Origin of the sequence: Halomonas sp. KM072 (genome assembly GCF_050710315.1) — a bacterium.
GTDB lineage: Bacteria > Pseudomonadota > Gammaproteobacteria > Pseudomonadales > Halomonadaceae > Vreelandella > Vreelandella hamiltonii.
Map to the genome: position 1 here is coordinate 1533310 of NZ_CP136132.1, position 21214 is coordinate 1554523.

21 protein-coding genes and 2 tRNA genes are annotated in these 21214 nt (G+C 59.9%); 12 read left to right on the plus strand and 11 right to left on the minus strand.

All coding sequences use genetic code 11. The features are described 5' to 3' along the window. Nucleotides 1–145 precede the first annotated feature (145 nt). On the minus strand, nt 146–772 hold the full coding sequence (locus RVM26_RS07200; RefSeq protein ID WP_100731228.1) for a riboflavin synthase subunit alpha: 627 nt from the start codon (nt 770–772) through the stop codon (nt 146–148). A 462-nt stretch (nt 773–1234) separates the two neighbouring features. On the opposite strand from RVM26_RS07200, the gene RVM26_RS07205 reads away from it, so the two are divergent. The 4 genes from RVM26_RS07205 (at nt 1235) to RVM26_RS07220 (ending at nt 4406) form a co-directional block, all read left to right on the plus strand. After that, nucleotides 1235–2278, plus strand: a complete 1044-nt coding sequence (locus RVM26_RS07205; RefSeq protein WP_498941505.1) for a methionine ABC transporter ATP-binding protein — start codon at nt 1235–1237, stop codon at nt 2276–2278. Next, a complete protein-coding gene (locus RVM26_RS07210) occupies nt 2259–2912 on the plus strand; it encodes a methionine ABC transporter permease (RefSeq protein ID WP_498941506.1) in 654 nt (217 codons plus the stop codon). Before RVM26_RS07205 ends, RVM26_RS07210 begins: the two co-directional genes overlap by 20 nt. Nucleotides 2913–3048: 136 nt before the next feature. Next, nucleotides 3049–3843: a MetQ/NlpA family ABC transporter substrate-binding protein gene (locus tag RVM26_RS07215; RefSeq protein WP_498941507.1), complete on the plus strand. Its 795-nt coding sequence runs from the start codon at nt 3049–3051 to the stop codon at nt 3841–3843. 95 nt (nt 3844–3938) lie between these two features. Then, complete coding sequence (locus RVM26_RS07220; protein WP_498941508.1) at nt 3939–4406, plus strand: GAF domain-containing protein; 468 nt, start codon at nt 3939–3941, stop codon at nt 4404–4406. A gap of 42 nt (nt 4407–4448) precedes the next feature. Here the strand turns inward: RVM26_RS07220 and RVM26_RS07225 are convergent. Together RVM26_RS07225 and RVM26_RS07230 are read right to left on the minus strand one after the other, a co-directional pair. Continuing rightward, nucleotides 4449–4525, minus strand: a tRNA-Val gene (locus tag RVM26_RS07225). A gap of 20 nt (nt 4526–4545) precedes the next feature. Further along, nucleotides 4546–4622 (minus strand) — tRNA-Val (locus tag RVM26_RS07230). A gap of 181 nt (nt 4623–4803) precedes the next feature. Here RVM26_RS07230 and RVM26_RS07235 point away from each other — a divergent pair. Beyond that, the gene (locus RVM26_RS07235; RefSeq protein ID WP_498941509.1) at nt 4804–5601 is read left to right on the plus strand and encodes an endonuclease/exonuclease/phosphatase family protein; all 798 of its coding nucleotides are present in this window, start codon (nt 4804–4806) and stop codon (nt 5599–5601) included. Here the strand turns inward: RVM26_RS07235 and RVM26_RS07240 are convergent. Next, nucleotides 5576–6952: a class II fumarate hydratase gene (locus RVM26_RS07240; RefSeq protein ID WP_498941510.1), complete on the minus strand. Its 1377-nt coding sequence runs from the start codon at nt 6950–6952 to the stop codon at nt 5576–5578. The genes RVM26_RS07235 and RVM26_RS07240 overlap by 26 nt on opposite strands. Nucleotides 6953–7305: 353 nt before the next feature. Between RVM26_RS07240 and RVM26_RS07245 the strand changes: the two genes are divergently transcribed. Continuing rightward, on the plus strand, nt 7306–7680 hold the full coding sequence (locus tag RVM26_RS07245; RefSeq protein ID WP_100731234.1) for a phasin family protein: 375 nt from the start codon (nt 7306–7308) through the stop codon (nt 7678–7680). 100 nt (nt 7681–7780) lie between these two features. On the opposite strand, the gene hda is transcribed toward RVM26_RS07245, so the two are convergent. Together hda and RVM26_RS07255 are read right to left on the minus strand one after the other, a co-directional pair. Next, the gene (gene hda / locus RVM26_RS07250; protein WP_100731235.1) at nt 7781–8485 is read right to left on the minus strand and encodes a DnaA regulatory inactivator Hda; all 705 of its coding nucleotides are present in this window, start codon (nt 8483–8485) and stop codon (nt 7781–7783) included. Then, on the minus strand, nt 8482–9585 hold the full coding sequence (locus tag RVM26_RS07255; RefSeq protein ID WP_498941511.1) for an AI-2E family transporter: 1104 nt from the start codon (nt 9583–9585) through the stop codon (nt 8482–8484). Before RVM26_RS07255 ends, hda begins: the two co-directional genes overlap by 4 nt. Before the next feature lie 192 nt (nt 9586–9777). Between RVM26_RS07255 and purM the strand changes: the two genes are divergently transcribed. Together purM and purN are read left to right on the plus strand one after the other, a co-directional pair. Continuing rightward, nucleotides 9778–10857: a phosphoribosylformylglycinamidine cyclo-ligase gene (gene purM, locus RVM26_RS07260; RefSeq protein ID WP_039182255.1), complete on the plus strand. Its 1080-nt coding sequence runs from the start codon at nt 9778–9780 to the stop codon at nt 10855–10857. Next, nucleotides 10854–11597 (plus strand): phosphoribosylglycinamide formyltransferase, encoded by a 744-nt coding sequence (gene purN, locus RVM26_RS07265; RefSeq protein WP_096922877.1) that lies wholly within the window; start codon nt 10854–10856, stop codon nt 11595–11597. The genes purM and purN overlap by 4 nt, the downstream gene beginning before the upstream one ends. Before the next feature lie 100 nt (nt 11598–11697). On the opposite strand, the gene dcd is transcribed toward purN, so the two are convergent. The 4 genes from dcd to cobA all read right to left on the minus strand — a co-directional run bounded on the left by dcd (nt 11698) and on the right by cobA (nt 15308). Continuing rightward, the gene (dcd, locus tag RVM26_RS07270) at nt 11698–12264 is read right to left on the minus strand and encodes a dCTP deaminase (protein WP_039182260.1); all 567 of its coding nucleotides are present in this window, start codon (nt 12262–12264) and stop codon (nt 11698–11700) included. 11 nt (nt 12265–12275) lie between these two features. Next, entirely contained in the window at nt 12276–13076 is an 801-nt protein-coding gene (gene apbC, locus RVM26_RS07275) for an iron-sulfur cluster carrier protein ApbC (RefSeq protein WP_052196470.1), read from the minus strand. A gap of 152 nt (nt 13077–13228) precedes the next feature. Continuing rightward, nucleotides 13229–14314 carry a coiled-coil domain-containing protein gene (locus RVM26_RS07280; protein WP_498941512.1) on the minus strand — a complete coding sequence of 362 codons (1086 nt, stop codon included), beginning with the start codon at nt 14312–14314 and terminating at the stop codon, nt 13229–13231. Between the two features lie 178 nt (nt 14315–14492). Beyond that, the gene (cobA, locus tag RVM26_RS07285; RefSeq protein ID WP_498941513.1) at nt 14493–15308 is read right to left on the minus strand and encodes a uroporphyrinogen-III C-methyltransferase; all 816 of its coding nucleotides are present in this window, start codon (nt 15306–15308) and stop codon (nt 14493–14495) included. 291 nt (nt 15309–15599) lie between these two features. Here cobA and RVM26_RS07290 point away from each other — a divergent pair, with 291 nt between their 5' ends. From RVM26_RS07290 to RVM26_RS07305, 4 genes are all read left to right on the plus strand, one after another. Then, nucleotides 15600–16511 carry a GGDEF domain-containing protein gene (locus RVM26_RS07290; protein ID WP_144983261.1) on the plus strand — a complete coding sequence of 304 codons (912 nt, stop codon included), beginning with the start codon at nt 15600–15602 and terminating at the stop codon, nt 16509–16511. A gap of 30 nt (nt 16512–16541) precedes the next feature. After that, nucleotides 16542–16880, plus strand: coding sequence for a 4a-hydroxytetrahydrobiopterin dehydratase (locus RVM26_RS07295; RefSeq protein ID WP_039182269.1), 339 nt, complete (start codon nt 16542–16544; stop codon nt 16878–16880). Then, nucleotides 16881–18071: an amino acid aminotransferase gene (locus RVM26_RS07300; protein WP_287806543.1), complete on the plus strand. Its 1191-nt coding sequence runs from the start codon at nt 16881–16883 to the stop codon at nt 18069–18071. A gap of 218 nt (nt 18072–18289) precedes the next feature. After that, nucleotides 18290–19774 (plus strand): NCS2 family permease, encoded by a 1485-nt coding sequence (locus RVM26_RS07305; RefSeq protein ID WP_227406560.1) that lies wholly within the window; start codon nt 18290–18292, stop codon nt 19772–19774. A gap of 13 nt (nt 19775–19787) precedes the next feature. Here the strand turns inward: RVM26_RS07305 and RVM26_RS07310 are convergent, their stop codons facing one another. Next, the gene (locus RVM26_RS07310) at nt 19788–21119 is read right to left on the minus strand and encodes an MATE family efflux transporter (RefSeq protein ID WP_498941514.1); all 1332 of its coding nucleotides are present in this window, start codon (nt 21117–21119) and stop codon (nt 19788–19790) included. Nucleotides 21120–21214 lie beyond the last annotated feature (95 nt).

The following is a 21214-nucleotide window of genomic DNA, read 5'->3' on the forward strand; positions in this document are numbered from 1 at the left end:
GAAAAGCCGCACATACTACCGAAAGGCACTGCGCGATGCGAGTACCCCGTGTGCAGCGAATGAAAGGGCGATGGCGCCCCTATCTTATGATTAGCAAACTTCAGGCCATAAGCTAACCGATTGGTCAACACTGGCCGATAATTTTCTACAGTCGACTCGCCAGCACCCGCTCCACGGTCTCCACGATGACCTGGGTTTGCGGGTCGATCTCGATATTGACCCAGTCCCCGACCAGTCGCTCCTTGAGCATGGTGCGCGACAGCGTTTCGGGAATCAGGTTGACGCTGAACTCCACCCCTTCCCCAGCGCCAGCCGGTCGTACGTCCCCCACGGTCAAGCTGATACCATCCACGCCAATGTAGCCTTTCTCGAACACGAACCTGGCCATCGAGGGGGGCAGCAAGAACCACAGCCGACGATTGTTGGGGGCTTCCTCGATGGTCACGACCTTGGCCATACAGATGACGTGCCCGGACATGGAGTGCCCGCCAATTTCATCACCAAAACGGGCTGCACGCTCTATATTGACGCATTGCCCCACCTCGATTGCACCAAGATTAGTCAATCGCAGCGTTTCACGCATCAAATCAAAGCTGACCTTCTCACCTTCGATGCGCGTGACGGTCAAACAGACCCCGTTATGTGCTACCGACGCACCAATTTCCAGCCCCTCACGCAGCTCTTCGGGCAGCGCCACCACGTGGGTACGAAACGCCTCCAGCTCCAGCACTTCGACGACCTCGGCGATACCTTGCACAATACCGGTGAACATGGACTTTCCCTCTGTTGATTCGCCAGCGAACTGGCTCAAGCTGTAAAAATTTCCGCAAGCTTACACCCTATGCCCCAACCTTGTGCAGTGCAGGCCCGGCAAGTGCTTGAACAGCGTGTTTTTTGCTGTCTAATGCGGCCTGAAAAGGCCTAATTCAGAATCAAAAACTAAAAACAAGCTTAAAAAAAGCGGAAAAATCTGCATAAGCACGCTTAAACATGAAATAGACCGTATTTAATTGACAATTCTCCTACCTCTCTTTAGACTTTCGCCGCAAATGTAATGACGCCGATTTGTACCCAGATTGCGGGCGTCCACGCGGTTCCTGTAACCACGTGAAGTGCAGCTAAAAGGGTGTGTCCAGCGTTGATGGCCACCCGCAAGGGTGGCCTTTTTTTTGTTACCCTCCCTACGCTCGCCTCTTCCGCACTCCGTCTTCGGCCTAACATTAAGGCAGACGCTATGATTGAACTTAGCAACGTAAGCAAAACCTACGGCAGCGGCCCCAGCGCCGTTCACGCCCTTCAGGATGTCAATTTAACGATCCCCAAGGGCAGCATTCACGGCGTCATCGGCTTATCCGGCGCAGGTAAATCGACCCTGATCCGCTGCGTCAACCTGCTGGAGCGCCCCACCAGTGGCAAGGTACAGGTCGACGGCCAGGAAATGACTCAGTTGAGCCGCCGCGACCTGAATCAGGCACGCCATCGTATCGGCATGATCTTTCAGCACTTCAACCTGCTCACCACGCGCACCGTCTTCGATAACGTGGCGCTGCCGCTGGAGCTGATGGGTGAGAAGCGCAGCGCCATCAAGAACCGCGTCTTGCCACTGCTCGACATGGTCGGCCTGGCCGACAAGGCCAAGCAGTACCCCGCGCAACTCTCAGGTGGTCAGAAACAGCGCGTGGCCATTGCCCGGGCGCTAGCCAGCAAGCCCAACGTACTGCTCTGCGACGAGGCCACGTCGGCCCTGGACCCGCAAACCACCAGCTCCATTCTGGAACTGCTGCGCGACATCAATCAGCAGCTGGGCATTACCATCCTGCTGATCACTCATGAGATGGAAGTGGTCAAATCGATCTGCCATCGCGTCAGTCTGATTTCCGGCGGGCGACTGGTGGAAGACGCCGAAGTCGGCGATTTCTTTACCGCCCCAGCCACCCAGCTGGGTCGCGAATTCCTCAACGATTTCCTGCAGCTGAGCCCGCCCAAGGAGCTGCTGGCGCGCTTGCAAGCGCAGCCCGGCGAGCAGACCCACCCGGTGGTGCGGCTGACCTTCTCGGGCGATGCGGTCTCCACGCCGCTGATTTCACGCCTGGCGCGGGAGTGCAGCGTGGATGTCAGCATCCTGCAGGCCAAGGTCGAGTCGATTCAGGACCGCACGCTGGGCCTGATGATCGCCGAGCTGCTGGGCACTCCGGCACAGACCGAGCAAGCCATGTCTTATCTGGAATCGCATCAACTACAGGTGGAGGTACTGGGTCATGTCCAGCGCAATGTTTGATCTCGTGTTACAGGAGACGCTGAACACCCTTTACATGGTGACCGTGTCCGGCGTCATCGCCACACTGCTGGGCCTGCCGCTGGGGGTGCTGCTGTACGTCACGCGGCCTCGGCAGATTCTGGCCATGCCGGTACTCAACCAGGCACTGGGCATCATCACCAACGTAGGCCGTTCGATTCCGTTCATCATTCTGATGGTCGCCATCATTCCTTTCACGCGAATGCTGGTCGGCACCTCCATCGGCATCAACGCGGCATCGGTCCCTTTGACCATCGCGGCCATCCCCTTCGTCGCCCGCTTGATCGAAGGCGCGCTCAACGAAATTTCGCCCGGCCTGATCGAGTCCGCCCAGTCGATGGGCGCCACGCCCTGGCAAATCATCACCAAGGTGCTGATCCCTGAAGCACGCGGCGGCATCATCACCGGTCTCACCATCACCGTGGTGACTCTGGTGAGCTACTCGGCCATGGCAGGCGCCGTTGGCGGCGGCGGCCTGGGCGATTTGGGCATTCGCTATGGCTACAACCGCTTCAACCCGACCATCATGCTGATCACCGTGGTGATTCTGGTGGTCATGGTGCAAGGCTTCCAAAGCCTGGGCGACTATCTGGTACGCAAAAGCGATCGCAAGTAAGCCACCGACGGCTCAGCGAAATGACATAGCTTTTAGCTTTGATCAGCATAGCCACATATAGCGAAAACGAATTAGACTTGCGTTTCTTATTACCGCATCATTGCAACACGATTCACCACAACACTGGAGCAACGCCATGCAAAAACTCGTTATTGGCAGCCTGACCGCCCTGGCACTGGCCATCAACGTCGCCAACGCCGACACGCGTACCATCAAGATGGGCACGGTCGCTGGCCCGGAAACCGAAGTCATGGAAGTCGCGGCGCGCATTGCCAAGGAAGAGTTCGACCTGAACGTCGAAATCATCGAGTTTACCGATTACGTGACGCCCAACGCGGCACTGGCCGATGGCAGCCTGGATGCCAACGCCTACCAGCACGAGCCCTACATGCAAGCCATGGTCAACGACCGTGGCTACGACTTTGCCATCGCCGGTTACACCTTCGTGTATCCCATCGGCGCTTACTCTGAAAAGTACGACACCATTGATGAGCTGCCGGACGGCGCGCAAATCGCGCTGCCCAACGACCCTTCTAACGAAGGTCGTGCGCTGATTCTGATGCACAATGAAGGCCTGATCACCCTAAACGATCCGACCTTCCTGGAAGCGACGCCGATTGATATCGCCGAAAACCCGCGTAACTTCCGCTTCCGTGAAATCGAAGCCGCCCAGCTTCCCCGCGTCCTTCCCGACGTGGACATGGCCTTCATCAACAACACCTTTGCTCAGCCAGCAGGCCTCAGCCTGGATGACGCACTGATCAAGGAAGGCCCCGAGTCCCCCTACGTCAACCTGATTGCCGTACGCAGCGGTGACGAAGAGCGCGAAGAGATTCGCCAACTGGTCGAAGCCTACCAGCGCGACGAAGTCATCGAAAAAGCCGAAGAGCTGTTCAAAGGTGCCGCCGTACCTGGCTGGATCGAAGACTAATCCGCCGAGCAGCACACACGCTTTGCCATCAGGCCAGCCGCGAGGCTGGCCTGATGCGTTTTGATCCGAGACATTGATCCGAACCGGGAAACAACATGACCCCCATCGATTATGACCTGCTCAATCGACAGCTCGCTGCCCTGCTGGACACACGCGACTGGCTGACCAACAGCGCCCAGACCAGCGCGTTCATCCAGCAATCGCTGGAACAGCTCAACTGGGTAGGCTTTTACCTGCAGCGCCAGCCGGAAATATTGACCCTGGGCCCCTTCCAGGGCAAGCCCGCCTGCAACCCGATTCCGTTCAGCAAGGGAGTATGCGGCGCAGCGGCGCGCAGCCGCACCACCCAGCGGGTCGACGACGTACACGCCGTAGCCGACCATATTGCCTGCGATGCGGCCTCCCAGTCCGAACTGGTCATCCCCATCGTTCAGAATGGCTGGCTATGGGGCGTTCTGGATATCGACAGCCCCCAGCTGGCCCGCTTCAGCGCCCAGGACCAGGCCGGCATCGAGGCGCTGGTCGATACCTTCATCCTCCACACTGATCTGCCCCGCCCATAACGCAAAAAGCCCCGAGCACTGCTCGGGGCTTTTTGGGGAATCTGGTAGGACCAGGCGGATTTGAACCGCCGACCTCCACGATGTCAACGTGGCGCTCTAACCAACTGAGCTATGGTCCTGAAACGTGGCCGCACATGATTGGTAGGACCAGGCGGATTTGAACCGCCGACCTCCACGATGTCAACGTGGCGCTCTAACCAACTGAGCTATGGTCCTGCTGTGCAACGGATGCGTATTCTACGGCTTTATAGCTGAATTGCAAGTCATTTTTACGTCTTCTTCTCTGCAAGGCTCTGGCAACCGCCTGAGCTGGAAGAATTATATCGACACTTGATAAACGTAACCACTAAGCTTCATCTACGTTAAATCGTCCTATCATGATGCCAGGAGGTATCGCTTGCTCGGTCCATTACTGGGTTGTACCGCTCTGACACTCCTGTTCGCCACGCTGCTGGCCAGAGTCCGCCTACGCTGGTGGTGGATTCGCAGCGTCGAATTTCCACGTTTGCAGCTGGCGACAGCAGCGGCGCTCTGTGCGCTGCTGAGCGGCCTGATACTGCCTGCTGGCAATTGGCAGAGCATTGCTCTGGCAGCTTCCCTGGTGAGCCTGTTGCTTCAACTGCGCTACATCATCCCTTGGACCCGCTGCTGGCCAGTCCAGGTCAAGGCCACCCACGCCGACAGCCAGGCCCCGACGCTGACGCTGCTGATCGCCAACGTGCTCACGCCCAACCGCCAGTCAGCGAAACTGCTGGCCATGATCGAGCGCCACCAGCCAGACGTGGTGCTCACTCTCGAATCCGACCAGTGGTGGCAAGAGCAGCTCGATAGCGTTCTCCACGAACGGTGGCCCCACAGCGTCAAGGTGCCGCTGGACAACCTGTATGGCATGCATCTCTATTCGCGCCTGCCGCTGAGCAACCCACAGGTAAAGTGGCTGATTCAGGACGACATCCCTTCCATCCACACGCGCGTCACCCTGGACAACGGCGAACAGATTCGCTTCTACGCCCTGCACCCCAGACCGCCCGCCCCCAGCGAGAGCGAAAAGTCGCTGTGGCGCGACGCCGAGTTGCTATGGGTAGGGCAAGAAGTCCACGAAGAGCCTTTCCCCACCATCGTGGCGGGCGATCTAAACGATGTAGCCTGGTCGCGCACCACGCGGCTGTTTACTGAGGAATTCCCCCACGCGTGAGCACCGCCGGGTCCAGCAAGCGCTCTAGGGTCGCGCGGTCCAGGTCGGTTTCTTCCTCGGCCACGTCGATGATGGGCCGACCCGCCTGATACGCCTTCTTGGCAATGGCAGCGGCGGCGTTATAGCCAATGACACTGTTCAGTGCCGTGACCAGAATCGGGTTGCGCGCCAGTGGCCCCTGCAAATTATCCTCGCGCACCTTGAAAGTGGCGATGGCCCGCTCGGCCAGCAGCGTGGCGGTGTTGCTCATCAGTGTAATGGAGGTCAGCAGATTGGCCGCCACCAGCGGTAGCATCACGTTCAGCTGAAAGTTACCGCTCTGCCCGGCCACGGTCACCGCCGTATCCAGACCGATCACCTGAGCCGCCGCCTGGGCCGCAGACTCGGGAATCACCGGATTGACCTTGCCAGGCATGATGGAGCTCCCCGGCTGCAGCGCCTCCAACTCGATCTCACCCAGCCCTGCCAGCGGCCCAGAGTTCATCCAGCGCAGGTCATTGGCAATTTTCATCACCACACAGGCAAAGCCGCGCAGCTGCCCGGACAGCTCCACGGCAGCATCTTGAGAGCCCAGGCTGGCGAAGAAGCTGTCGTTGGGCACCAGGGAAAGCCCTGTTTGTCGACTCAGGTCCTCGGCCACCCGCTCGGCGAACCCTGCAGGCGCATTGATGCCCGTGCCCACTGCCGTACCGCCTTGCGCCAATCGGCACAGCCGCTGCTGGGCGCTGTCAAAACGCTCGATGGCCTGCCCCACCTGGCTGGACCAGCCGCCCAGTTCCTGGTCCATACGCAGCGGCATGGCGTCCATCAAATGCGTGCGCCCGGTCTTCACCACGTGGGAAAGCCCTTCGGCACGGCGGTCGATGGTCTCTTTCAGCTGCACCAGAGCAGGTCGGAGCTGGTCATGTACCGCAATCGCCGCGGACAGGTGAATGGCGGTCGGGATGACATCGTTACTGGACTGACCCATATTGACGTGATCATTGGGCGTGACCTCGACCCCTTCACGACTGGCCAGGGTCGCCAGCACCTCATTGACGTTCATGTTGGTGGAGGTGCCCGACCCCGTCTGGAACACATCCACTGGGAAGTGCTCATCGTACTGCCCGTCGATCACCGCCATGGCCGCCTTTTCGATGGCCGCGGCGCGCTGTTCATCCAGCAGCCCCAGCGCCTGATTGCTGCGCGCGGCAGCCAGTTTGATGCGCGCCACGGCGTGAATGAACGCCGCGGGCAGCGGGGTGCCCGACACCGGGAAGTTGTTCATCGCCCGCTGTGTCTGGGCACCGTAAAGGGCTTCTGCGGGCACTTCCAGCTCGCCCATGCTGTCTCGTTCAATCCGCGTGCTCATGGTGCTCTCCTTTTCCAATTGGCTCATCGAGTTCAGTTCGCTCGTCAATGGCTGGCATAGCCAGCACCGACGAACAAATGATAATGATTATCCATAACTTAAAGTGTAGCGATGTTCCGTGGATCGGTAAACAGCGTCCACACAGCATGGAGGGCAAGAGGCGATTGCGCCATGTTGCACTGCACAAAAACAGCTGTTATGCTGCAAAGCAAGATGAGGTCAGCAGTTGCAGTAGCGATTTCAGGAACGCGGTTGCTGAGCCTTGAATATTGGATTGCCCTACTCGATCAGCAATCCGTTTGCCTAAGACTTTTCCCAAGACTTTGCCCAAGACAAGGCCAGGAGACATCACCATGCGTACCTTCAACACCAACGAAATGACTCAGCAGTTCGACAACCTGTTCATGGCACCTGCCCGTGCTTACATGACCCTGAGCATCGACTACTCTGAAAAACTGCTGAAAGCCCAACTGGACGCGAACAAAGCGTACGTGGACACCGGCATCGCCCAGGTGCGTCAGCTGATGAGCGTCAAGGATGCCGATGGCCTGCGCAGCTACATGGAAAGCCAGCAAAAAGTGGCCAAGGACCTGGCCGAGCGCGTCAAGGGCGACGCTGACAAGGTGGTATCGCTGCAGCAGGATTTCCTGCAGAAAAGCCAGAAGCTGACCGAAGAAAACGTCAAGCAGGCTCAGGCAGCCGCCAGCAAAATGAGCAAGAGCGCCTGATCAAACGCCAGGCTGGTGGCACGTGAGTGAGGCCAGCCCAACGTAAAAAGCCCCGAGCACGCTGTGCTCGGGGCTTTTTCATGGTGCCTGCCAATGATGTCTACCAGTTGAGTGCGCCTTTCACGAAAGGGATGGTCAGCTTGCGCTTGGCCGACAGCGACGCCTGATCCAGGGTCTCCAGCGCCCGACACAGCTCGCCAAGCTCTCGGGGGCCGCGATGGAGGATATACCGCCCCACATCGTCGGGTAACTCCATTCCCCTGACCCGAGCCCGCAGCTTCAAGGCGGCCAGGCGCTCCTGGTCATCCAGCGGGTGAAGATGAAACGTCACCCCCCAGGTCAACCGTGAGGCCAGGTCCGGTAGCACGACGTCCAGCCGCCTGGGCGGCGCATTGGCGGCGATCAAGAGCGCTTTCCCGGCATCTCGCAAGCGATTGAACGCATGGAACAACGCCTCTTCCCAACGCTTGCGCCCGATGACGTATTCGAGGTCGTCGATGGCCACCAGGTCAAGACGCTCGATATCCTCCAGCATCAGCGGTGGGAAATGGCCCAGGTCGGCCAACGGCAGGTAAAGGGCACGCTTGTCCTGATCCGACGCCGCGTGGCAGGCCGCCTGCAACAAATGACTACGGCCGCTGCCCGGCGCGCCCCAAAGATAGATGAACGGCTCGGCGTCTGGCGACAGCTGTTGCGTCAGATGCTGCACCAGAGCTGCATTACCGCTCGAGGGATAGTAATTGTCCAACGTTGCGTCATCACGCAACCCCACCCCGAGCGGTAACTGTGCCGGCAATCGACTCATGAAGACTCCCTTTTGTCCTGGAGACCCAGTTCGTGCGGCGGTAACGTCGGCTCCAGCGTCTCATCATACAAGGCACTGTTCTGGTAACGCTCTTTGACTTCCTTGAGCAGCACCATGATGACCGAGGCCGCCGGCAAGGCCAGAAGCACCCCGGTCAGGCCAAACAGATTGCCCCCCGCGAGTACCGCAAAAATGACCGCCACCGGGTGCAAGCCAATCTTGTCACCCAGCAATTTGGGCTGCAGCACGACACTTTCGATGACTTGCCCCAGGCTGAATACCCCCAGCACTCCCAACAGCGCCCACCAGCTGTCGAACTGGAACAATGCCACCACCAAGGCACTGCTGAGCCCAACGATGAACCCCAGAAAGGGGACGATGCTCACCAGGCCAGAAATGACACCGATCAACAGGCCAAAATTCAGCCCCATCAGGGTCAGACCCACCGCATAAATAATGCCCAGGCACAGCATGACCAGCAACTGCCCCCGCAGGAAAGCCGCCAACACCTCGTCGCAGCGCTTGGCCAACCGAGTGGCGTCATCGACCCAGTGGCGTGGAATCAAGTCGATCAGATTGTTCAGCAACCGGTTCCAGTCGAGCAACAGGTAAAAGGTGACCACCGGGATCAACGCCACGTAGGTCACCCACGTGGCAAACGCCATGCCCGAACGGCCGATCTGACCAAGCGCCTGGGCCAGGTAGCTACCGGCATCGCGCCAATTTTCAGCCAGGGTCTCCTGAACATTGTCCAGCTCGGAACGCAGGTCATACCCCGTCCACTCCTGCACCTGCGGGGCCAGGTAGTTTTCCACCCAGTCGAACACCCCCGGCACCATCTCCCCAAGCTGCTTGATCTGCTGGATGACCAGCGGAATCAGAATCAACAGACTGATGGCCAGCACCAGCAATAAAATGAGGAATACGCTACTGACCGCCCACACCCGCTTGAGACCCAGCTGCTGAAAATAGTTGGTCAACGGGTCTGCCAGGTACGCCAGAATCAGTCCGGCAATGAAGGGCATCAAGACGGCATCCAGCAAATACACAACGCCAACCAGGGCCACCAAAAACAGGATGCCCCACCACGAATGTCGCATTTAACTCTCTCCTTCCCGGATAAACGGTCAGCGTCAAGCAATGAATAGTAACAAAACCTGGCCAGCACGCATCTGATAACGTGTCCATCGGTGCGACTTACGTCGCGCAGTGATACAATCGCAGGCTGTTATCGCTCCGGCACTGGCAATTTGCCAGCACAATCGCTTTGCATAGGCTTCACAGGACCCGTCATGACCGAGACCTCCTCTTCCCAGTCGACTCCCTCTCTCAGCTACAAGGACGCAGGCGTCGATATTGATGCAGGCAATGCCCTGGTGGACCGCATCAAGCATGTGGCCAAGCGCACGTCACGCCCGGAGGTCATGGGCGGCCTCGGCGGTTTCGGCGCCCTGTGCGAGCTGCCTGCGGGTTACCGTCAACCGGTACTGGTCTCTGGTACCGACGGCGTAGGCACCAAGCTGCGTCTGGCCATGGACCTGGGCAAGCATGACACTATTGGGATCGACCTGGTAGCCATGTGCGTCAATGACTTGATCGTGGCCGGTGCCGAGCCGCTGCTGTTTCTCGACTACTATGCCACGGGCAAGCTGGACGTGGATATCGCCGCCGACGTGGTCACCGGCATTGGTGCAGGCTGCGAACTGGCCGGCTGTGCCCTGGTGGGCGGCGAAACCGCCGAGATGCCCGGCATGTACGAAGGCAACGACTACGACCTGGCCGGCTTCTGCGTTGGCGTCGTGGAGAAAGAGGAGATCCTGGACGGCAGCAAGGTTGCCGAAGGCGACGTGCTGCTGGGCCTCGCCTCTTCCGGCCCTCACTCCAACGGCTACTCCCTGATTCGCAAGATCCTCGAAGTCAGCCAGGCGTCGCTGGAAGAGCAGGTGGACGGCAAGCCGCTGAGCGAGGCACTGATGGCCCCCACGCGCATCTATGTGAAATCGCTGCTCTCGATGATGCGTGAAACGGAGCTGGCGGTGCATGCGCTGTCGCACATCACCGGCGGCGGCCTGTTGGAAAACATTCCCCGCGTGCTGCCCGACCACCTGGCGGCACAGATCGACCTGACCACCTGGCAGCGCCCGGAAGTATTCAACTGGCTGCAAGCCAAGGGCAACGTCAACGAAACCGAAATGCACCGCGTGCTGAACTGCGGCATCGGCATGGTGGTGGTAGTGCCTGCGAGCCAGGCGGAAGCCGCCAAGGCTCACTTGCAGGCTCAAGGTGAAACCGTGTACCAGATTGGTCACATCGTGGCACGCGAGGACGAGGCTGTGGTACTGAACAACCTCAAGGCAGGCCCGCAGGCATGAGCAGTACCGAGTACAGCACGGACACCATCAACGACCTGACCCCGGAACCCGTGGGAGCGCGCCGTGTGGTGGTGTTGATCTCCGGCAGCGGCAGCAACCTGCAGGCCTTGATCGATGCCCAGCAGCACGACCGTCTGGGCGGCGAGATCGTCGCGGTCATCTCCAACGAGCCGGACGCTTACGGTCTGAAGCGCGCCCACGAAGCGGGTATCGAAGCGGTGGCTCTGCCCCACCGTGAATACGATAGTCGCGACGCCTACGACGGCGCGCTGATCAAAGTGATCGAACGCCATGAGCCGGATCTCATCGTTCTGGCGGGCTTCATGCGGATTCTGACGCCACGCTTCGTACAGCGCTTCCTGGGCAGAATGCTCAACATTCACCCGTCGCTGCTGCCTGCCTACCAGGGCCTCAACACCCACGCCAGAGCCTTGGCCGATGGCGTTGCCCAGCATGGTTGCAGCGTGCATTTCGTCACCGAAGAGCTGGACGGAGGGCCGGTGGTCTTGCAAGCCGAGCTTGCCGTCACCGCCGACGACAGCGTCGAGACCCTCAAGGAGAAGGTCCACGCCCGTGAACACCTGATCTTCCCGATTGCCGTTCACTGGTTCCTTGAAGGACGCTTGCAATACACCGCCGAAGGCGCACGCATGGACGGCCACCTGTTACCGCCCCATGGCATGCGTCTTTCCCATGCGGATGCCGCCGAAGAGCTGGACGAAGAAGCCAACGACGCCTGACCCATCGTTGCGCCCAATCCAAAACGCCCTGATGCATCACTGCATCAGGGCGTTTTTTCTCCTGCCATCTGACGATGGCTGATTACTCAGTCCTTCCCCATCACGTTCTGGGCAAGGTCACCCCACGCTGTCCCATGTACTTGCCGCCACGATCCTTGTACGAGGTTTCGCAGACCTCGTCGGATTCGAGGAACAGCATCTGGGCAACGCCTTCATGGGCATAGATTTTGGCAGGCAGGTTGGTCGTGTTGGAAAACTCCAGCGTCACGTGGCCTTCCCACTCCGGCTCCAGCGGCGTCACGTTGACGATGATGCCGCAGCGCGCGTAGGTCGATTTGCCCAGACAAATGGTCAGCACGTTACGCGGAATACGAAAGTACTCCACCGTGCGCGCCAGCGCGAACGAGTTGGGGGGAATGATGCACACGTCCCCTTTTACATCGACGAAGCTCTTGTCATCGAACGACTTGGGATCGACAATCGCCGAGTGGATATTGGTAAACACCTTGAACTCATCGGCACAGCGCACATCGTATCCGTAGCTGGACGTGCCGTAGGAGATCACCCGCTGATCGTTGACGTAGCGCACCTGCTCGGCTTCGAAGGGCTCGATCATGGCATCGCTCTGCGCCATGCGGCGGATCCACTTGTCTGATTTAATGCTCATCGGTTACTTCATCACTCGCTAAAGGAAATCGTCGGGCCACCGGATTGATGGGCGTTGACGGACTGCGCCACCTGACGGGCAATCTCGGCAAACGTTTGGCTCACGGAACTCTCCGGCTCGGCAACCACGCTGGGGCGCCCGGAGTCGGCCAATTCACGAATCGACAGGGTCAGCGGCAGCCGACCCAGCACCGCCGTATCATACTCTTCGGCAATGCGGTCACCGCCACCGGTGCCAAAGATCGCCGCTTCATGGCCGCACTGTTCACAGTGGTAAAGGCTCATGTTCTCGACTACCCCCAGCACAGGCACATTGACCTTGCGGAACATTTCGATGCCCTTGCGAGCATCCAGCAGCGCGATGTCTTGAGGTGTCGTCACGATCACCGCACCCGACACGGCCACTTTCTGCGCCAGCGTCAACTGAATGTCGCCGGTACCGGGCGGCATGTCGATCAGCAGGAAGTCCAGGTTGTCCCACTGGGTCTGGGTGAGCATCTGCTGGAATGCCCCCACCACCATAGGGCCACGCCATACCATGGCATCACGGGTATTGACCATGAACGCCATCGACATGGCCTGGATGCCGTGTGCCTCCAGAGGCAGAAACGTGTTGTTCTCCCCGGCTTGAGGACGCATGCCCTCCTTGACGCCCAGCATCTGGGCCTGGCTGGGTCCATAGATATCGGCGTCCAGCACGCCCACACGGTAGCCCTGAGCCGACAATGCCAGCGCCAGATTCACGGTCACGGTCGACTTGCCGACACCCCCCTTGCCCGAGGCCACGGCCACGATATGTTTCACACCATCCATCAATGGCTCTCCCGTTGTTGAATACCTGCATGGTCTGGCGGGAATGATACTCCTCCACCGCCCATTTCTAAACCGACAAAACAAAAGCGGGCATGGGAAGCCCCGTGCCCGCTCTTGGAAGAACACGATGGCCTCAGCCATCGGAACTCCGTTTACTGCGCTTGCGTATCGTCAGCGTCGTCGCCCTCGCTCTCTTGATCACCTGACAAGTCAGGCACCTCATCGTTGGCAGCATCATCCACGTGCAGGCGGTCGCCTAGCGCGGCCAGCTCTTCACGCCACTCGCGCAGTTGGCTCTCCAAGCGTTCCAGCTGCTCTTCGCGAGTCTCGATATCGCTCTCGACATTGGCAACTTCCTCACGGCCAATGTCCAACGCCACCATCAGGTCATCCATTTCACCGCGCACCTGGCTCAGGCTCTCTTCTTCCTCCTCGCGCAGCTGGGTCATGGACTCGATCTCGGACTGCATCGCATCGCGCTCGCTGGTCACGCTATCGCGCTCTTCCTGCAGCGACTCCAGCTCGCTCTGCTGGCTGGCAATCTGCTCTTCCAGCTCGGCCAGGCGCTCATTGGCCTCGTTGACCTGGGATTCCAGCTCACTGAGCTCGTCTTCGGCAGCCGTCTGCTCTTCGACCGCCTGCTGGCGCTGCTCTTCGGCTTCCTGACGGGCCGCTTCAGCCTCCTGACGCGCCTGCTCCGCGCTTTCACGGGCGTCTTCGATCTGCTGCAGGCTAGACTCGGCCTCATCACGCTCACTGACGATCTGATCGCGCGCTTCGCGCAGGCTTTCCATCTCGCTCTCGGCGCCCGCCAGACGCTCTTCCAGTGACGTCACTTCCCGCTCAAGGGCATCCCGCTGCGCTTCCAACTCCTCCAGACGAGACTGCACGGTGCCTACCTCGCCCTGAGCAGACGCCAGCGTTTCAGAGGCTTCTTCCTGCTGCTGCGCCAACAAGGCAATTTCTTCACGCATGGCGGTCAGGTCGGCTTCGGCTTCTTCGACCTCGGCCAGGCGCTGGCTCAACTGGGCATTCTCCTGCTCGACACTGTTGAGCTGGCCTTCCAGCCGCTCGACGCGATCACGATGGGTGCCTGCATTGGACTGCGCCATGATGGCCCATATCACCGCAATAGCCGCGATACCGGCAATCCCCTTGACGCGGTTATCCTGAAACAGCGTCTTCATATCAGGCTTGCCAGCAGGTGTGTGCGGCTCTGGGTGGTTTGCTTCTGACATGCTGCATCCCTCTCTTCGCTTGGCTGCTGGTAATAGCAACGTGAGTGACAAATCGCTCGATATCGTCAACGATCGTTTCTAAAAGTAGTCCTTACCAGCATACACAGCCACCCGCATATCGCCAGCGCTCAGCAAGATACGGCTTCGAACCCTGCCTCTCTCGAGTGACCAGATGCCGTCACGGGCGACGCACTCTGCAAAGATGGCTCTCTTCACCGAAGCCCTGAGCGGCTCCCTGCTCCACCTCGAACCACGAAAGTCGCGCATGCAATGTCACCACGCTTCCCACGATCAACAGCGTAGGCGGCTGGATGGCACCTTGCAGAAAAGCCGTCGGCAGTTGCCGTAGGGTGCCCGTATGGGTCTGCTGCTGGCGCGTGGTTCCCTGCTCGATCAGCGCCAAGGGCGTTTCCGGTGGCAAACCATGGGCCATCAGCCCCTCACAAATGGCCGTCAAATTACTCAGCCCCATGTAAAACACCAGGGTCTGGCCAGGCTGCGCCAGGGTAGGCCAATCGAGGGTAAACTCACCCTGCTGCAAATGCCCAGTCACGAAACGCACGGATTGCGCATGATCGCGATGGGTCAGCGGTATGCCAGCATAAGCCGCACACCCCGAGGCGGCGGTGATGCCGGGCACGACGTCTACCTCGATACCGGCAGCCACCAAGGTTTCCAGCTCTTCCCCCCCACGCCCAAAAATGAACGGGTCGCCACCTTTCAGACGCACCACCTGCTTGCCCTGCCGAGCCCACTCAACCAATGCCTGATTGATCCCCTCCTGAGGCACACTGTGGGACGAACGCGCCTTGCCGACATAGTAGCGCGCGGCTTCCTGTGGCAGCAGCGCGATGATTTCATCACTCACCAGACGGTCATAAAGCACCACCTCGGCACTTTTGAGCCGACGAAAGGCTTTCAGGGTCAGTAACTCCGGGTCGCCTGGCCCTGCGCCTACCAAACTGACACGGCCAACGCCTGTCTGTGCGCTCATGGTTGCCATTATGGACGTATCCACCTCGTGTGATTGCTGTGCAGCCAAACCCGCCACCAAAGTAATAAGAATAATAATTCATATGCCGAAAAGTAATTTTAAACCGAATGGTGCGCTCTGCACAGGCCATCTCCGCCAAAAACGGACCATATAGAATTTAAAACCTGCTTTTAATTCCAAAAAATTATTAATAAAAGACAATTTGTCAGCAATGGCTTACATCCCATTTACCTATTTAGGGCTAATCTTCACAGCTAACTTATAATAGGCCTATCGTCTGGAGATTCACGCATGTCCGTGAATGAGGCATCCGTTACTTCCAAGCCTGCCGCCCCGGGCACGGAAGAGTTGATCAGCAGCATCCCAGGGGTCATTTTTCAGTTTTACCGCACGCACGCTGGCCACATGCATTTTCCCTATCTGGAAGGGGGTGGCATGGCACTTGCCTATATCGACAAACACCAGCTCGCCGAAGATGCCCAGCCGCTGCTGGAGCAACTCACTGGCAGCGACTACCCAAAGATCATGTCGGCCATCGAGCGCTCAGCACGCTGGATGCTGCCGCTGACCACCCGCTTCCGATTCCCCTTTCCAGAAGAAAACCCTCGCTGGATCGCGGTCAGCGCCAACCCAGAACCTTTCACCAATGGCGTGCGCTGGAGCGGTATCATGATGGACATCACCGACCAGGTGCTGGAAGAGCAGCGCCTGCGTCGGCTTTGCGACACCGACCCGCTGACCGGCCTGGCCAACCGGCGCAAGTTGATGCTGCAACTGACGCATTTGAGCTCCCTGAGCACGCGCCACGGCTCACCACTGTCGGTCATGATGATCGACATCGACCACTTCAAGCAGCTCAATGACGCCTGGGGACATCTGCAGGGCGACAAGGTACTCAAACAGCTCGCCACGTTGACCTGCTCGCTGCTGCGCTGTGAAGACGTGGTTGCCCGCCTGGGAGGTGAAGAGTTCATGGTACTGTTGCCGCTCACCTCGCTGCAGCAATGCCATGCGCTTGCCGACCGCCTGCGCAAAACCATCGCCGAGCACGATTTCGGCATTGGCCAGAGCAGCGTCACGCTGAGCATCGGGGTTGCGGAGTACCGCTGTGGCGAACCCCTGACCAGCCTGATGGAGCGCGCGGATCAGGCGCTCTATCGCGCCAAGGAGGTTGGCCGGGACTGCGTGCGTCTTCTACCCTGACGCTAGTAACGTCGCCTTCGGAGACCGACCATGCAAAGCCTCGCTCGCACTGCCTTCCAGCCCGTGTCGTCAGATGCCATGCCGCTCGCTCATGAGGCATGCCAACCCCATCTGGCCGCACTTCCAGAGTGGCAGATTATCGAACACGATGGCATCATGAAGTTGACGAGACGCTTTGCGTTTCGTGATTTCGCGGATGCGTTGGCTTTTACCCAGCGTGTCGGTGAGGTCGCCGAGCAGGCTGGGCATCACCCGGTCCTCGTGACCGAGTGGGGGCACACCACCGTGACCTGGTGGACGCATACCCTGCGCGGCCTGCATCTCAATGATTTCATTCTTGCCGCCAGAACCGACGAGGTAGTCGAATAAATGTTTGAGCAAATTGAGCGAGTCCCTGGAGACGCCATTCTCGGGTTGATCGAAGCTTTCAAGAAAGACACCAATCCGCAGAAAGTGGACCTTGGTGTCGGTGTATACCGTGACGCAGCGGGCAATACCCCGGTCATGCGCGCGGTCAAGGAAGCAGAAGCTCGCCTGCTCAAGAATGAAACCACCAAGACCTACATCGGCTCCCATGGCGCGCCTGCTTATGGCGATGCCGTGCTGCCCATGGTACTGGGTGCCGACTCAGCGGTATTGAAAGCCAACCGTGCCAGCGCCACGCAGTCACCGGGCGGTACGGGCGCTCTGCGCCTGGCGGCCGATTTCATTGCCAGCCAGTTGCCCGGCAAAGGCATCTGGGTCAGCGACCCCACTTGGCCCAACCACCACGGCATCTTCACCGCGGCGGGCATTGCGCTGCACAAATACCCCTACGTCGATGCCGAGAACCGTCTGGATTTCACGGGCATGCTGGCAGCCCTCAAACAGATTCCAGAAGGCGACGTGGTCGTGCTGCATGCCTGCTGCCACAACCCTACCGGCTTCGATCTTTCTCAAGCCCAGTGGCAGGAAGTCATGGCCGTTCTGCAAGAGCGCAAGCTGCTGCCGCTGATCGACTTCGCCTACCAGGGCTTCGGCGAAGGGCTGGAAGAAGATGCCTACGGCGTTCGTCTGCTGGCTGAAAACCTGGATGAGGTGATCATCACCAGCTCCTGCTCCAAGAACTTCGGTATCTACTGCGAGCGCACTGGCTGCCTAATTCTGGTGGCCAAGGACGCCGAGCAGATGGAAAACGTACGCTCTCAGGCGGCCATCGTTGCCCGGGAAAACTACTCCAACCCGCCCGCCCACGGCGGCGCCATCGTCAGTGAAATCCTCCACGATGCCGAGCTGTCCGCCCTGTGGCGTGAAGAGCTGACGGAAATGCGCGACCGTATCAACACCCTGCGTCGCGATTTCGTCGAAGCGCTGAAGCCTTACGGTCTGGCGGAAAAATATGCCTGCGTAGCCGAGCAGCGCGGCATGTTCTCCTACACGGGCCTGACCCCGGAACAGGTAGACCGCCTGCGTGATGAGTTCGGCATCTACATGGTGCGCTCGGGCCGTGCCAACGTGGCAGGCTTCTCCCACGAGAACCTTCCCTACCTGGCCAAGGCCATCGCGGCAGTCAACGACTGATCTCGCGCACTGACGTATGACGCCCAGGCTTTGGCCTGGGCGTTTTTGTTTAGAAAGATCAACCTCTTGAACAATGATGTGTACAATTGCGCCTTCGCCGCCAGAGCCTGGGGCGCCCGCGCGGCGTCCGTGACAACGCAACGCTTGACCGATTAGTCAAATATTCGGCACACTCAGCGTAGCCTTGTATACAACACACCATAACCGAGAGGCACAACATGGCGGCTGCCAGCACTCCCTACCCCTGGTACAAAAAAGAAGATACCGACGCTTTCTTTGCGCTGTTTCAGAACAACATCGCCAATTTCGTCATTATCGCCATTACCATGCTGGGCATGGGTTTTCCTGCCTCCATCGTGTATGGGCAGGTGCTGCCAGGGGCGGCGGTCGCCGTCATGGTGGGCAATTTCTACTACGCCTGGAGCGCCGCTCGCTTGGCGCGCAAGGAGAACCGCAGCGACGTCACGGCGCTCTCCTACGGTATTTCCACGCCGGTGATGTTCGTCTTCCTGTTCGGGGTGCTACTGCCCGCCAAACAGCTGACCGGCGATGCCGAACTCGCTTGGAAAGTCGCCGTGGCCGCCTGCTTCATCAGCGGTGCCATCGAAGCCCTGATCAGCGTCGTAGGCCGCTGGGTACAGTATCACCTGCCCAGAGCCGCGATGCTGGGTGCCGTGGCAGGCGTTGCGCTGACCTTCATTGCGGGTGAAATGCTGTTCAAGACGCTGGAAATGCCGGTGATTGGCCTGCTGGTGCTGGGGATCATCATCGTGGGCCTGGTCGCCAGGGTGAGCATGCCCTTCAAGCTTCCCACCTCGCTGTTTGCCATCGTCATCGGGACGACCATGGCCTACCTGATTGGCGATGCAGGCACCGAGCGCTTCAGCGATGCCTTCACCCACTTGGGGTTCTACCCCTTGCTGCCCAATCTCGCCTGGTTCGAAGGGCTGGGCCTGCTGTTCACCGGCATGCTGGCCGTCCTGACCGTGGTGCTGCCCATTACCCTGTACAACGCCATCGAAACCATGAACAACGTCGAGGCCATGGAAGCCGCAGGCGACAAGTACGATGTACGGGAATGCCAGGCCGTGGATGGCGCGGGCACCATGATCGGGGCGCTGTTTGGCGGCGTGTTCCCGACGACGGTCTACATTGCCACGGTGGGTGCCAAATGGATGGGCGCCGGGCGCGGCTACAGCCTGCTGAACGGCGCCGTCTACGCGCTGGCCACCATGTTCGGCCTGATTGCTGCCCTGGCGGCCATCATTCCGGTCTCCGTCGTGGCGCCTATTCTGGTATTCGTGGGGATGTCCATGATCGCCACTGCGTTCCAGGCCAACGATACCCGCTACTACCCGGCCATCGCCCTGGCGATGCTGCCCTACTTCGCCAATTACGTGATGACGCGTTTCAACCGGGGAGCCGGTGAGGTGGTCAGCGACATCTCCAGCGCCATCGTCGTGCTGGGGCAAGGGGCCATGTTCATGGCCATCCTGTTAGGCGCCATGACCGTGTCGGTGATCGACCATCAGTTCCGCAGGGCAGCGGCCTTTGCCGCCATCGCGGCGGGCTTTTCATTCGTTGGCCTGATGCATGCGCCCCAGCTGGCCTTCAATGCGGCCCCCGACTTCGTCATGGGCTATCTCGCCATGGCGCTGCTGTTCCTGTATTTCTCGTTTCAGGAATCACGTCGCCAGCACTGAAGCTGTCGTCGGGTCATGACACTCCCGCCCGCCGATGCGGGCGGGAGAGAATCCGCCGCAGCGCTCCCCAAGCCATCAGGCCTGCCAGCACATTCCCCAAAGCGGCACCCGCAGCCAGCCCCGTCCAGCCAAACAGCTGCGCCCCCACCCAAAGGCACGGCAGGTAGCACACGAACAGCCGCGCACTGGAGAGCAGCATGGCCCGCAGCGGCCAGCCCAGCGCATTACCCGCCGACACCACCAGCATGCATACACCCAGCGCCGCATAGCTGGGCAGCAAAAAACGTATCAGCAGCGCCAGCTCGCTCTGCACTTCCGGATTACCGGCCAGCGCCATGGCCACCCAGGGTGACGCCAGCGCCAACAACACGCCCAACGCCAGCTGCCAGGCCACGGCCACGGTCAGCGCCAGGCGCATGAGACGATGAATCTGCTCCCAGTCTCCAGCCCCATAGCAGCGCCCCAACCAGGGGGGCAGCGACATGGTCATGGCAAGAATCACCATCAGCGAAAGGGTTTCCAACCGGCTGGCCAACCCCCAGGCCGCGACTTGGGTATCCCCCAGCCCCGCCACCGCCGCAATCGCCAGCATAGCGGCCAGCGGCGGCATCAGCTGGCTGACCATGGCTGGCGCGGCAATGCCGGTGAAAGGCCGCCAGGAGCGTTTGGCCTCTGGCCACAGCGCGACCATCGTCGCCCAGTCACGCCGATAGAGCATGCGGCAGGTAAACCACAAGCCCACGGCAAAGGCGATGGCCGTGGCCCAGGCAGCCCCCGGCAACCCCCACCCCTCCCAGGGGCCTATGCCAAAAATGAACAGCGGGTCCAGCACCAGGTTCACCAGACTGCTGACCACCATCATCTTGCCAGGCAACCGAGTATCGCCATGGGCGCGAAACACGCTGTAGATGAAGTAAAGCAAGGCGCCCAACCAGACGGCGAACAGCTGCGGCGCCCAGTAGGCTCGGATGCGCCCTAGCGCACGCTGGTCGGCCCCCAGCAGGCTGAACAAGGGCTCCTGCAACGCCCAAAGCACCACGACCAGCACACCGATGACCGCACCACCCGCCAACAGCACCAGGCTGCTCAAGCGCCTGGCTCTGGCCTGCTCACCGGCCCCCAAGGCTCGGGAGATTAGCGCCGCAATGGCGATGCCCATCCCCACCTGAATACCAATGATCAAAAACGACAGCGGAAAAGTGAACGACTGCGCGGCCAGCGGGGCCGTGCCCAGCCGCGCGATGAAGGCGCTGTCGACCAGCTGAAACCCGAGCAGCGCCAGAACACCAATGGCCATGGGCCAGGTTTGACGCCACAGGGTGATAGCCAACTCACGTTGTTGCATAGCGGCTGCCAACGGCGGCCTCCTTGGTGTATTGCTCGATTTACGGGGGCTTTAAAACGCAAAAAACGCCACCACCCGTGAAGGTGGCAGCGTTC

Coding starts and splice junctions, on each gene's coding strand:
- RVM26_RS07255 (WP_498941511.1), bottom strand. CDS start 9,585: ATGCGACATTCGTGGTGGGGCATCCTGTTTTTGGTGGCCCTGGTTGGC.
- RVM26_RS07205 (WP_498941505.1), top strand. CDS start 1,235: ATGATTGAACTTAGCAACGTAAGCAAAACCTACGGCAGCGGCCCCAGC.
- RVM26_RS07220 (WP_498941508.1), top strand. CDS start 3,939: ATGACCCCCATCGATTATGACCTGCTCAATCGACAGCTCGCTGCCCTG.
- RVM26_RS07215 (WP_498941507.1), top strand. CDS start 3,049: ATGCAAAAACTCGTTATTGGCAGCCTGACCGCCCTGGCACTGGCCATC.
- RVM26_RS07290 (WP_144983261.1), top strand. CDS start 15,600: ATGTCCGTGAATGAGGCATCCGTTACTTCCAAGCCTGCCGCCCCGGGC.
- RVM26_RS07295 (WP_039182269.1), top strand. CDS start 16,542: ATGCAAAGCCTCGCTCGCACTGCCTTCCAGCCCGTGTCGTCAGATGCC.
- RVM26_RS07310 (WP_498941514.1), bottom strand. CDS start 21,119: ATGCAACAACGTGAGTTGGCTATCACCCTGTGGCGTCAAACCTGGCCC.
- RVM26_RS07280 (WP_498941512.1), bottom strand. CDS start 14,314: ATGTCAGAAGCAAACCACCCAGAGCCGCACACACCTGCTGGCAAGCCT.
- cobA (WP_498941513.1), bottom strand. CDS start 15,308: ATGAGCGCACAGACAGGCGTTGGCCGTGTCAGTTTGGTAGGCGCAGGG.
- purN (WP_096922877.1), top strand. CDS start 10,854: ATGAGCAGTACCGAGTACAGCACGGACACCATCAACGACCTGACCCCG.
- RVM26_RS07245 (WP_100731234.1), top strand. CDS start 7,306: ATGCGTACCTTCAACACCAACGAAATGACTCAGCAGTTCGACAACCTG.
- RVM26_RS07210 (WP_498941506.1), top strand. CDS start 2,259: ATGTCCAGCGCAATGTTTGATCTCGTGTTACAGGAGACGCTGAACACC.
- apbC (WP_052196470.1), bottom strand. CDS start 13,076: ATGGATGGTGTGAAACATATCGTGGCCGTGGCCTCGGGCAAGGGGGGT.
- RVM26_RS07200 (WP_100731228.1), bottom strand. CDS start 772: ATGTTCACCGGTATTGTGCAAGGTATCGCCGAGGTCGTCGAAGTGCTG.
- RVM26_RS07300 (WP_287806543.1), top strand. CDS start 16,881: ATGTTTGAGCAAATTGAGCGAGTCCCTGGAGACGCCATTCTCGGGTTG.
- hda (WP_100731235.1), bottom strand. CDS start 8,485: ATGAGTCGATTGCCGGCACAGTTACCGCTCGGGGTGGGGTTGCGTGAT.
- dcd (WP_039182260.1), bottom strand. CDS start 12,264: ATGAGCATTAAATCAGACAAGTGGATCCGCCGCATGGCGCAGAGCGAT.
- RVM26_RS07305 (WP_227406560.1), top strand. CDS start 18,290: ATGGCGGCTGCCAGCACTCCCTACCCCTGGTACAAAAAAGAAGATACC.
- purM (WP_039182255.1), top strand. CDS start 9,778: ATGACCGAGACCTCCTCTTCCCAGTCGACTCCCTCTCTCAGCTACAAG.
- RVM26_RS07240 (WP_498941510.1), bottom strand. CDS start 6,952: ATGAGCACGCGGATTGAACGAGACAGCATGGGCGAGCTGGAAGTGCCC.